At 19.6% G+C, this 13,124-nt stretch carries 7 protein-coding genes and 1 tRNA gene; 7 read left to right on the top strand and 1 reads right to left on the bottom strand.

Going from position 1 to position 13,124, the window contains the following annotated elements; translation table 11 throughout:
• On the bottom strand, positions 1–483 hold a 483-nt coding region (locus V9D86_RS00220; protein WP_334330797.1), incomplete at its 3' end, for a DDE-type integrase/transposase/recombinase.
• A 467-nt stretch (positions 484–950) separates the two neighbouring features.
• Here V9D86_RS00220 and V9D86_RS00215 point away from each other — a divergent pair.
• The 7 genes from V9D86_RS00215 to V9D86_RS00185 all read left to right on the top strand — a co-directional run bounded on the left by V9D86_RS00215 (position 951) and on the right by V9D86_RS00185 (position 13,077).
• Positions 951–1,319: an SVM family protein gene (locus V9D86_RS00215; RefSeq protein ID WP_334330796.1), complete on the top strand. Its 369-nt coding sequence runs from the start codon at positions 951–953 to the stop codon at positions 1,317–1,319.
• Positions 1,320–2,875: 1,556 nt separating this feature from the next.
• Positions 2,876–2,961 (top strand) — tRNA-Leu (locus tag V9D86_RS00210).
• Between the two features lie 109 nt (positions 2,962–3,070).
• Complete coding sequence (locus V9D86_RS00205; protein ID WP_334330795.1) at positions 3,071–7,576, top strand: exonuclease domain-containing protein; 4,506 nt, start codon at positions 3,071–3,073, stop codon at positions 7,574–7,576.
• 90 nt (positions 7,577–7,666) lie between these two features.
• Positions 7,667–8,692 (top strand): phenylalanine--tRNA ligase subunit alpha, encoded by a 1,026-nt coding sequence (gene pheS, locus V9D86_RS00200; RefSeq protein WP_437439149.1) that lies wholly within the window; start codon positions 7,667–7,669, stop codon positions 8,690–8,692.
• Between the two features lie 23 nt (positions 8,693–8,715).
• On the top strand, positions 8,716–11,127 hold the full coding sequence (pheT, locus tag V9D86_RS00195) for a phenylalanine--tRNA ligase subunit beta (protein ID WP_334330794.1): 2,412 nt from the start codon (positions 8,716–8,718) through the stop codon (positions 11,125–11,127).
• A 68-nt stretch (positions 11,128–11,195) separates the two neighbouring features.
• Complete coding sequence (gene rsgA / locus V9D86_RS00190; RefSeq protein WP_334330793.1) at positions 11,196–12,110, top strand: ribosome small subunit-dependent GTPase A; 915 nt, start codon at positions 11,196–11,198, stop codon at positions 12,108–12,110.
• 184 nt (positions 12,111–12,294) lie between these two features.
• Positions 12,295–13,077, top strand: coding sequence for a hypothetical protein (locus V9D86_RS00185; RefSeq protein ID WP_334330792.1), 783 nt, complete (start codon positions 12,295–12,297; stop codon positions 13,075–13,077).
• Positions 13,078–13,124: the final 47 nt, after the last annotated feature.

The raw sequence follows: 13,124 nt of genomic DNA, 5'->3' as shown, positions 1-13,124 counted from the left end.
TTGGGATAAAGTGGGATGGTGCGCGTCTAAAATACTTTTCATTTGGCCGAAAAAATTTTCAATCACCGCATTATCTAAGGGTGTCGCTGGTCGTGACATACTGATTAAACAGCCTTTTTTAATTAAAATTTTTTGAATTTTCTTGGAAAGATAAACGGCGCCTTGATCGGAATGAATAATACAATTGGGTTTTAAAGGTGGTAATTTACGGACCAGCTTGGTGATCAAAGCCAAATTCGGGGTGGTGGCGGTTTGCCACGTTAAAATTTGATGATTAAAAGCATCAATGATCGCTGTAAAATAGACATAACCCGTGGCCGTTTTAAAACCAGTAATATCCGTAAATAGTTTTTGATAAGGTTGCGACGCCTGAAAGTTTTGACGGATTAAATTGGGTTGCACTTGTAAATGGTTACTAAGATTTAAATGGCGATGCTGATAGCGGGGTTTTTCGGTTTTGCGGTGGATAAGTTGTAAATTCATTAACCACTTTATTAACTAATGATACATATAAATTTATTAATTGATTACGAATTTTCAAATTCTTTTTATTTTTGAAAAATTCTTTAAATAATTCGTCTTTTAACATTGCTTTTCTCTCTAAAAAATTTAGAAAAGATAAGCTATAATTAATTTAATGGTTAATTGGAGACGTATTTTTATAAATGGTGGTTTATAATTTATTAGAATTTGTTTTAATCATATTAATAAATAAATGTGATTTTATTTTATTTAGTAATTTTTTAATTTCTAATATTTATCTTGCAAAAAAAAATAATTTATTATTAACAATACCAAAATCAATTATTTAAAAAATAAAATATCAGAAATTAAAAAAAATAAACAAAAAAATGAATTTTTGCCTTAATTATTGATATAATTAATTATAAATATTAGATATCCAAAAAACATTTAAATAAGAAATAAAATAAAGAAGGTATATATTAATAATGAATAAATTAAAAAAACCATTATACTTATTTAAGATATTTTTATTCATAGGCTTATGGTTATTTTTAATTACCAATAATAATCCTATTATAGGAATGAAAAAACAAAAATCTTATATCGATAAAAAATTAATAGATATGCGGTTAGAATTATTTAATCTTTTAACAATAAAAATAAAATTAGTAGAAAATATTAATGATTTTCGAAATAAAAATAAATTAAATCGTTATGATAAAATAGAAATTATTAAATTAGAAAAAGAATATATAGAAATAAAACAAAAAATATCCGAAATTGAAAAAAATATTTCAAAAAAATCAAAAAAAATAACTTTCAATTTAAAACCGCTAATTAAAATTATAGAATAAAATTTAATTTTCCTAAATTTTTAAAAAGGTATTTTTTTTATTATAAAATAAAGTAAATAATTTAAAAAAAATTATCATGCCAGAATATATCCTTTTATTTTAAATTATTGAAGAATTAATAACTTATTTAAGTCATCAAAAGTAAACTATTAAAATTAAAACTTAATCTTCAAAATATTCAGTTAGAAAGTTAATGAATTAAAATTATAAATTAAAAACCTTTTAAAAATTAAACATCATAAAATAAAATAATTATTTCGATTAAATATTATTAAATGGGTTAAATTTATCTTTTTCAAACTCTGATTGTTTCTCTATATACCAAAATGCCAAATAAAAACGCCTAAAAGTATTTCTTTAATGAAAAACAATAAAAAATAAAGTTAATTAAAAAACAGTTAGTTATAAAAATAAAAAAAATCATAAATTATTATATTACAAAATTATTAATGAATATAAAACTAAATTTTTTTAAAAAAATTTATTAAAATGGGTTAATTTTAATAAATTACTTATTATAGAACTTTAAAATCCTAAATTGCTTTTTTAAAAATTTAATTATGATTGGAAAAAAATAATTTAATAAATTTTTTATCAAAATTCTTGATTCAACAGTTATTGAAAAATAAATTAATTTTTCGGTTATCATAAAGTTCATAATTTTTTAATATAACAAAGTTACTATTTGAAACATAAAACTTTTTTTAAATAAAATGTGTCAATTAAATTTATTATCTCAAACAAAAACATACAGTTAAAGTAAAAAAATTTTAATTTTTATCACGAATTGCACATTGAATTTAAACTAAATTTATATTTTAAAGTATTTTATCTTATCAAAAATTATGTAATTATCAATTTAATTTTTAGTCTTAAAGAACAATTTTAAAATTAAAGTTCTATTAAAAAAACGGAACAGCTCCACTTTCTCAAACTTATTTAAACACCGTTTAGCTGAGTGAGAAGTTGTGAGTTAGGACCTTAATGAGTTAATTAATCCTGATAATTTTAAATATCAAGTTCAAAAAATATTTAAATACTTCTGATTAAATATTTTAACATACTGTATCTTTAATTTTAAATATTTCCTTAATTTTGGTTTTTAGGTTCATTTCTGAACTTATCTGTTCATATCCTTCATCTGATGGAGTCATTTTCTTTGTTTAATAGTTTCCCTTCAATCTGCTTTAATTCTCTGCTATAATCTTAAAACTTTTCATTTTTAAGACCGATAATTTGATGTATTGCTTTATAACTACAATTGCAAATATTTATTTACTTGTAATTTAGGTATCTTTTACGACCTTGTTTAATAATTAAAAAATAAGTATATTTTATTTTAAATTTTTTATAAATTTAAATTTAGTTTTTATTTTTTTAAATTTTTAGATTATATTTAATAAATTATTTTTTATTCATTGTATTTATTAATTGTAAAGTCAATTTTAATATTTTTTATTTTCAATTTTTATTTATTAATATTAAAAATTGAAATAATTATTTTTTAATGTTATACTATTTAATAGTGATTAATTATATTTTAATTATATTTTTATGCTGATGTGGCGAAATGGTAGACGCATTTGACTCAAAATCAAACGAGGTAAAACTCATGTCGGTTCGAATCCGACTATCAGTACCAAATATTATTAATTACTTTAATTTAAACTATATATAAATTATATTATAATAATCACATAATAAAATATGTGATTTTTTTAGATATATTAATGATAAAGAGATAAAAAATAATGTCCTCTAATAAAATTCAACAATTTTTAAATTATTCAATAGAAAAATATTCAGCTTCAGATTTTAATAAAATTAATGTCAAAAAAATTTGTATTTTTGAAAAATTAAAGAAAATTCAAATTCAATTATTTATAACACAAAAAATTGATAATTTTGATGCTTTGAGAAAATGTTTAAATGAATTAACAGAATTTATTCAAAAAGAAAATAATAATCATATAACGGATTTAAAAATAAATTATTATTTTATTTTTAATAAAAACTATGTTAATGATCATGAATATAAATATATTTTAAAATTGTTTAAAAAAGATATTAAAGATTATCAAAATTTTAAATATATAAATAAATTAGAAAAGTATAAAGATCATGTTATATTGAAGGATGATTTTTTTGAAATCTCGGTTGAATCTTGTGATTTTCGAGTTTTAATTAATTCTGAAGAATATAATAATTTAGAAAAATTTTTTAAAGATAATTGTAATTTAAAATTAAAATTAAAAGATGAACCAAATATAATTATAAAAAATATTGATGATATAAAATTATTAGATGATCTTAATAAATTACCTTTTGAAAAACAAAATTTACAAAAATTTAAAGATAATTATAAAAAAAATATACTTAAAATTAAAGGTTATATTTTATTTCCTGAATCTAGAATTTGTAAAAATGGTTCTTATCAATTTAGTTTTTTTTTATGTCAAGTTGATAATTCTATTAAAATTTTATCTTATACAAAAAATAAAGAAAAGGTAGAAAAATTAGAAAAAGAATTAAAAAAAGATAAAGAAATTGAAATTATTTTTTCTTTAGATTCGACAAATATGATATATAAAGAAAAAAAATTGTTTAATTTAACATTTCGTGATGGAGAAATAAAATATAATCTTTTACCGACAATACCTTTTTATTTAATAAGAAAAGATAATTATTCTGGTAAAAAAAGAATTGAATTTCATTTGCATACTAAAATGTCTAATTTGGATGCAGTTACTAGCGCTAAAGATTATTTAGAAAAAGCTGATGAATGGGGTCATAAAGCCATTGCTTTTACAGATCATAATGGTGTTTATGCTTACCCTGAAATTGCTAAATATTCTGAAGATAAACAAATTAAACCTATTTATGGTGTAGAGTTAGAATTTATTGAAGAAAAACCAATTTTTATAACTAATCAAAATTATCATTCAGAATTAAAAGATTTTGTTTTAAAAGAAATGGAATATGTTGTTTTTGATATTGAAACTACAGGTTTTTCTAAGGTTAGAGATAAAATTATTGAAATCTCTGGTTTTAAGATTAAAAATAATATTATTATTGATCAATTTTCTTCTTTAGTTAATCCAGAAACAGATTTACCTGAAAATATTTATATATTAACTAAAATAAACAATGAAACATTAAAAAATGCTCCAAAAATTTCACAAGTACTTCCTAATTTTTTAAAATTTATTGAAAATACATGTTTAGTAGCTCATAATGCTTCTTTTGATGTAGGTTTTATTTTTGAAAAATCCAAGCAATTGAATATTCTATTTCCTCTAATTCCAGTTATTGATACTTTATCTTTATCACAATATTATTTTAGTAGTTTTATGAAATTTTTTTCTTTAAAAAGATTAGCATCGAAGTTTAAAATTAAATTAGAAGAAAATCACCGTGCTGAAAATGATGCAAAGGCTACGGTCGAAATTTTTATTAAAATTTTAGATCTTTTAGAAAATGAATATAAAGTTTTTACTTTTTATGATTTAGGAAATAAACTTTCTTCTGAATATGAAAGAACTTATGATATTAATGTTTTGGTTAGTAATCAAATTGGTTATCGTAATTTATTTAAAGTTTTAAGCGATGCTTTAACTAATAATTTTTATAAAAAACCGAGAGTTTTAAAAACTGTATTAGCTCAATATCGTGAAGGCTTGTTGATTGGTAGTGGTTGTTATAATGGTAATGTTTTTGAAATTGCTTTAAATGATGATTTAGAAAGTTTAAAAAAAGCTATTTCTTTTTATGATTATATTGAAGTTCAACCGCCTCAATCTTATAGTCATTTGATTTATGAATTAGGCAATGAAGGAAGAAAAATTATTGAACAAACCATTTTAAAAATTATTCAAGAATCAAAAAATCAAAAAAAAATTATTATTGCTTCTGGTGATGTTCATTATTTATATCCGCATGAAAAAATTTATCGTGAAATTTATATTAACGCTAAATTAATTGGTGGTGGTTTACATAAATTATCTAAATATGAAATTTCTCAATTACCAGATAATGCTTTTTTAACCACTCAAGAAATGTTAGATTCTTTTAATTTTTTGTCTTCTGAAATAGCTGAAGAAATTGTTATTACTAATACTCATAAATTAAATCAAAAAATAGAAAAAATTAAAATTTTTCCTAATAAACTTTTTTCTTTATCTGATAATATTTTTAAAGAAAATTTAAATATTTCTAGTATAAAGTCTGAGATTAAATCTATAGTAAATTCAAAATTAACTGAATTGTATGGTAAAAAACCTCATTTTTTAATTAAAGATAGAATAAAAAAAGAATTTAAAATTATTAATGGTGATGAAAAAGATCAAAATTCTTTAAGTTTTGCTCCGATTTATTATTTATCCCATTTATTAGCGAAAAAATCCTTATTAGATGGTTATTTAGTAGGATCTCGCGGTTCTATTGGTTCTTCTTTAGTTGCTAAATTATTAGATATTACAGAAGTTAATCCTTTAAAACCTCATTATATTTGTCCTAAATGTTTTTTTTATACTGATATTAAAATTATTTCTCAAGAATTAAAGTCTAAAATAGATTATTTTGATCAAATTTTAACCCAACAAAAACAAGAACCATTAAAAAATGATAAAAACGATGCACAACATGAAATAGAAATTTTAAAACAAGAATTAATTAAAATAAAAAAAGTTTATTCTGGTTATGATTTACCTAATAAAGATTGCCCTAATTGTGGTAAAAAATTAAAAAAAGATGGAAATGATATTCCTTTTGAAACTTTTTTAGGATTTAAAGGTAATAAAATTCCTGACATTGATTTAAATTTTGCTGGTGATTATCAATTTAAAGCTCATAGTTATATTAAAGAATTATTAGGTGAATATAATGTTTTTAAAGCAGGAACTATTCAAACAGTAGCTGAAAGAAATGCTTATGGTTATATAAAGGGTTTTTTAAAAGATAAAAATAAATTTTTAAATGAAAGTGAAATTTCAAGAAGAACTAAAGTAATACAAGGTGTTAAACGTTCTACAGGTCAACATCCAGGTGGAATTGTTATTGTTCCTAAAGAGTGTTCTATTTATGATATAACTCCTATTCAATATCCAGCTAACGATAAAAATTCCGAATGGAAAACTACACATTTTGATTATCATTCTTTTGAAAATAATTTATTAAAATTAGATATTTTAGGTCACGATGATCCTATTATGATTAAATTTTTAATGGATTATGTTAAAACAAATTCCGAAGAATTTGATTTTAACAAAGCTCAAGATATTCCTTTATATGATGAACTAGTTTATAAAATATTTTCTGATGATAATGAAATAAAAGGTTATACTACTTTAGGAATACCAGAATTTGGAACTGTTTTTGTTAGAAAAATGTTAAAAGATATTGTTAATAAAAATTCAAAAAAATCAATATTAAAATTTTCTGATTTAGTAAAAATTTCTGGTCTTTCACATGGTACTGGTGTTTGGACTAATAATGCTGAAAAATTAATTGATCATAGTACAGAAAATTATCGTGAATTTAATGAAATTATTGCTTGTAGAGATGATATTATGACTCAATTAATTGAAAAAAAAATAGAACCTTTAAAATCTTTTGAAATTATGGAGTTTATTCGTAAAGGTCTTCCTTTTAAAAATAAAGAAAAATGGTCTGAATATAAAGAGATTATGAAAGAAAATCAAGTTGAAGATTGGTATATTGAATCTGCAGAAAAAATTGAATATCTTTTTCCTAAGGCTCACGCTGTTGCTTATGTTATTATGGCTATTAGAATTGCTTGGTTTAAATTTCATAAACCACTTTTGTTTTATAGTGGTTATTTTTCTAAGAGAGCTGATCATTTTGATTATGATACTATGACTAGCGATAAATATAATGCAATTGAAAATAAAATTAATTCTTTAAATAATAATTTAAAAAATACTGCTAAAGAAACAAATTTATTAAGTATTTTGAAAGTAGCTAAAGAGTTTCGAAATAGAAAAGAAAAATTTCAATTTTTACCTATTGATTTGAATAAATCAGAAAAAAATAATTTTATTTTAGTTAAAAACAAAGGATTGCTAATGCCTTTTATAACTTTAGATGGATTAGGACCTGTAGCGGCTTCAAGAATTATAAAAGAAAGAAAAATAAAAGATTTTACAAAAAAAGATTTTTTAAAACGTTCTAAAGTTAATAAGACTATTTTTTCCAAAATAGAAAGTATGGGTTTATTAAATTCTTTACCAGATGAATGATTTAAATATTTTTAAAGTTATTTTATTAATTTTTTTAGTTTTTTTTAATTTTAAATTTAATTTATCAAAAATAAAGAGGTTTTTTAAAATATGATTACGCCAAAAATTCAAAATTTAAATAATTTATTATTAGAAATTGAATATAAATTTAAAAAAAAAATTGAAGAAGTTCAAAATTTAGATGATGTAGCTAATTTAGAAATACAATTTTTAGGTAAAAAAAGTTTAATTAAAGATTTTTTGAATAATTTAAAAAATAATTCTTTAATTGAAAAAAAAAAATTTGGTAAAAAAATCAATTTATTAAAGCAAAAAATTATTTCAGAATTACAAAATATTAAAAAAAAATTTAAAAAAAAATCTTATGATGAAATTAATTTTCAAGAAAATATTAATGTTGGATTACCTAGTTTTTTTTTACCTTGTGGTAGTATACATCCTTTAAATCAAGTGATAGAACAAATAGAAGATATTTTTTTATCTTTAGGTTATGAAATTCATGATGGATTAGAATTAGAAAAAGAATTATATAATTTTGATATGATGAACATGGATAAAGAACATCCTTCAAGAGCAATGCAAGATTCTTTTTATATTGATGATCAAACCTTATTAAGAACTCATACTTCTTCTGTACAAGTTAAATATATGTTAAAAAGAAAAAAAAAATCTTTAAAAGTTATTTCTTCTGGAAAAGTTTTTAGAAGAGATAATGATGATTCTAATCACAGTCATCAGTTTATGCAATTAGAAGGTTTTGTTATTGATAAAAATATTAATTTAATGGATTTAAAACAACATATTTTATTTTTTTTAGAAACTTTTTTTAGTAAAAAACCAGAAATTCGAATTCGTCCTTCCTATTTTCCTTTTACAGAACCAAGTATAGAAGTTGATTTATTAGTAACACCAAAAGAAAAACCTTCTTTTTATTTAGAAATTTTAGGAGCTGGTTTAATTCATCCTCAAGTTATTATTAATGGCGGTTATGATCCTTTAAAATATCAAGGTTTTGCATTTGGTATTGGAATTGAACGTATTGCTATGTTGAAATATAAAATAGATGACATAAGAAGTTTTTATAATAGTGATATTCGTTTTTTAAAACAATTTTAATTAAATTATAAGGTAGAATAAAAATGAAAATTAATGAAAATGTTATAAAAAAATATTTATCAATTATTCCTAAAGATATCGTTAATTTAGTGAATAACCATATTGCTGAAGTAGATAATTTTTATTTTTTAACTAAAAATCATAATTTAATAATAGGAAAAATTTTAAATTTTGAAAAAATTATTATTTCTAAACATTTTTATTTAGTTAAAGTTGATATTGGTCATAAATTATTAAATATTATTTGTAATAGTAATAATTTAATTATAGGAAAAAAAGTTATTGTCGCGCAAGAAGGTTCTTATTTAGAAGGTTTAAAATCTTTTGTTAAAATTAAAAAAATTCAAAATATTAATTCTGAAGGTATTATTTGTTCTTTAAATCAATTAGGTATTTCTAATCAATATTTAACTTTATCAGAAAAAAAAGATATTTATTATTTTTCCGATGACTTTGATAATGAAATAGGTAATGATGTTTTAAAATTTTTAAGTTTAAAAGGTTTTATATTAGAACTAAGTTTAACTCCTGATAGAGTAGATCTTTATTCTCATATAGGATTTATTAAAGATTTAAATGCAGTTTCTGAACGAAAAAATGATTTTTTAGAACAACAATTAATTGTTAAAAATAAAGAAGTTTCTAAATTAAATTATTTTAAAATTAAAATCAAAAATGATAATTGTTATGAATATAATTTAAGATATATTGAAAATATAAAAATTACTACTTCGCCTTTATGGATTAGAAATATTTTATTTAAATCAGATATTTTACCAGTTAATAATTTAGTAGATATTACTAATTTAATTTTGATTGAATATGGTGTACCTATACATTTTTTTGATGCTGATCAATTAATGAACTCATCGATTGTAGTTAGAAATGCTAATTTAAATGAAAAAATAACTACTATTGATTCTAAAGAATATTTTTTAAATTCTGAAGATTTAGTTATTGTTAATAATAATATTCCTATAGAATTAGCAGGTATTATAGGTTTAAATAATAATAATATTAATGCAAATACTAAGAATATTATTTTAACAACTGCTTATTTTGAACCTAAAATAATTTCTAAAACTAGTAAAAGATTAAAATTATTAACTAATATTTCTTTATATTATGAAAGAGGTATTGATCAAACTTTAATAGTTAAAGCTTTAGAAAGAGCTTGTCAGATTTTACAAGAAATAACTGATGCTAGAATAACTAAAAATATAGTTTCTAATAGAATCAAATTAAGAAAAAATCCTAAAATTGCTTTATCTTTAAGTTTTATTCGTCATAAAACTGGTATTAATTTTGTATGGTCACAAATTGAAAAATTTTTAAAATTATTGGAATATAAAATTATTTTTGATGTTGATTTTTTTTCTTTTAATGATTTAAATCAAATATTTTATGTTATTGCTCCATTAAGACGTTATGATGTTAATATTCCTGAAAATGTTATTTCTGATTTATTAAGAATGTATGGATATTATAATATTTGTGTCAATAATGAAAATATTTTAAATTATGCTGCTTTTAAAACTATTAAGCAAAATAAAATTAGAAATTTAAGACATTTATTGCAAAATATTGGTTTTTGTGAAATTATTACTTATAGTTTAGTGAGTGATAAAATTTCTAAATTATTTCCTTATAAAAAAAATAAAGTTAAAATTTTAAATCCTTTATCTCAAGATAAAATTATTTTAAGACAAAATTTGATTTCTAGTTTTATAGAAGTTTTAAGTTATAATCAAAAACGTAACAATTTTGATAATTCTTTTTTTGAAATAGGTAAAGTTTATTTTCCTGAAGGTGAATATTTAAATTTAGCTTTAGGAATGAGTGGTAATTTTGTTAATTCTGGTTGGCATAAAAATAATATTAATAGTTCTTTTTTTGTTTTAAAAGGTATTTTAGATAGAATTTCTCTTTTTTTAAAAATAAATTTACAATTAAAAAAAACTAATATTTATAATAGTTTTTGTTCAGGTACACAAGCCAATATTATATTTAATAATAAAAAAATTGGTTTTATGGGCGAAACTAATTGTTTTATTAATGAAAAATATCAATTAAAAAAGAGTTATTTATTAGAAATAAGTTTAAATGATGAAATTTTAAATAAAAATAAATTAAATTATTATAAAGAAATTAGCAAATTTCCTTCTATTAAACGTGATTTATCTTTTTTTATTGATAAAAAATATGATTTTTCGGATATTTCAAAAACTATTGAAGAATTTATTTCAATTTTATTTTTTAAATTTGAATTATTAGATGTTTATTGTTCTGATCAATTATTTTCTCATCAACATTCTTTAACTATTGGTTTTATTTTTAATGATATTTATGGTAAATTAAATAAAATACAAGTAGATGATATTATGATAAAAATTCAACATAAACTTTATGAAAAATATAAAGTTCAAGTTCGATAAAAATAAAAAAATTTATTATATATTAATCTTTATATAATAAATATAATTTATTTTATAAGGAGATTTTTTTGAAAAAAGCTTTAGTAATTAAATTTTTCATGGGTAATTATTTAATTAGTGATATAGAAACTAATGATAAAATTACTGCTCAAGTTAAAGGCAAATTTAAAAATTATGATATTCATAAAAAAGATATTTTTACAATTAAAGTAGGAGATATTGTGATTTATGAAAATTATTTAGATAGGTATTTAATTTCGGAAGTTTTAAAACGTCAAAATGAGTTGATTAGACCAAATATTGCTAATTTTAATCAAGTTATTGTAGTTTTTTCTATATATAAACCACGATTTCAATTTAGACTTTTGGATAAATTTTTATTAATTTTGAGTAAATATAAATTAAAAATAATTTTAATTTTTACTAAAATTGATCTAATAAATAAAGATAAATTTTTAAGTATTAAAAAAAAAATATCTTATTATGAAAAGTTTTATAGTATTCATTATGTCAATAGTAAAGATAAAAATAGCACTCATTATTTGATTGATATTTTTTCAAATAAAATTACTGTTTTAGCTGGTCAAACTGGTGTTGGTAAATCAACATTTTTAAATTCTCTAAAACCTAGTTTACGATTAAAAACACAAGAAATTTCGAAAAAATTAGGTTTAGGAAAACATACAACAAAAAATGCTCAATTATATGAGTTTTATGGTGGTTATATTGCTGATACTCCTGGTTTTTCTAAATTAGATTTAACTATTTTTGATTATGAAGAGTTAAAATTTTTTTATTTAGATTTCTTATTGTATTCTGATCAATGTTATTTTAAAAAAGATTGTTTACATATTAAAGAAATAAATTGTGGTGTTAAAAAAGCTTTGAAATTAGGTTTAATTTCTGATTGGCGTTATGATAATTATTTAAAATTTATTGATAAAATTAAAGAAACACAAAAACCAAATTATAAAAAAAAATAATTTTATTTATATTATTAATAACTTATTTTATATTTTATTCTTTATTTAAGATAAAATAAATGATAAGTAAAATATATTTTTAGTAAATATTATATTTTTTCATAATTCATAAATTTATTTATAAAAAATAATTTATATTTTAAAAATATTTTTTAAAAGTACTATGATTTAAAGAGGTTTTAAAATGAATCTTTCCCAAAACTGGGTTATCCATTTTTTAATAAATAAATTTTTTCCTTTGTTACAATATTTTTTTGGTTTTATAACTGGTATTATTTTTTGTATTTTATTCTATTTTTTATTTTTTTTAAAAAGGATTAAAAATGAGTTACAAAAATCATCTGTTACTGAAGTTAATCTAAATAAAAAAGAGGCTAAAATTTTAATTAAAAAATTTTCTGATAAATTTAAAGCTGAAATTAAAATTAATAAAGATGAATACATGGAAATATTATTAAATAATTTAAAAATGTTATCTTATGAAATAGTATTTGGTTTTTATCCTAATTCACCATATCCTTATTTTGAATTAACTATGGGAGAAATTTTGCTTTTATTTAAATATATTAATAAAAGATTAGATAAATTATTTGAAAATCGAATTTTAAAATTTTTTCGAAATATGACTTTGAGAAAAATTTTTGTTCTAAGAAAAATGTTTATAGAAAAATCTATTATTAAGCGTTATAAAAAAACTCAAAAAAAATTTACTGTTTTTAGCAATGTTATTAATTTAGTTAACCCTTTTTATTGGTTTAAAAAAATTGTTTTAGAACAAAGTATGCAAATTATTTTTTCTAAATTAGGTGAATCTATTATTATAATTTTTGGCGAAGAAATGTATAAAATTTATAGTAAAAAAATGTTTTCTTATCAAGAAAAATCAGAAAAAGATTTAACAAAATTTTTAGAAGAAATAGAATTAAAAAAAACAGAACCAAATATAGATAATAATTTGAATAAATAATGTTTTAAAATTAAAAAAAATTAAATTCAATACAGAGTGGTTATTTT

The sequence above is a fragment of the Candidatus Phytoplasma prunorum genome, from assembly GCF_036924415.2.
Lineage (GTDB): Bacteria > Bacillota_I > Bacilli_A > Acholeplasmatales > Acholeplasmataceae > Phytoplasma > Phytoplasma prunorum.
This window is presented reverse-complemented; position numbering and strand designations above follow the sequence as displayed.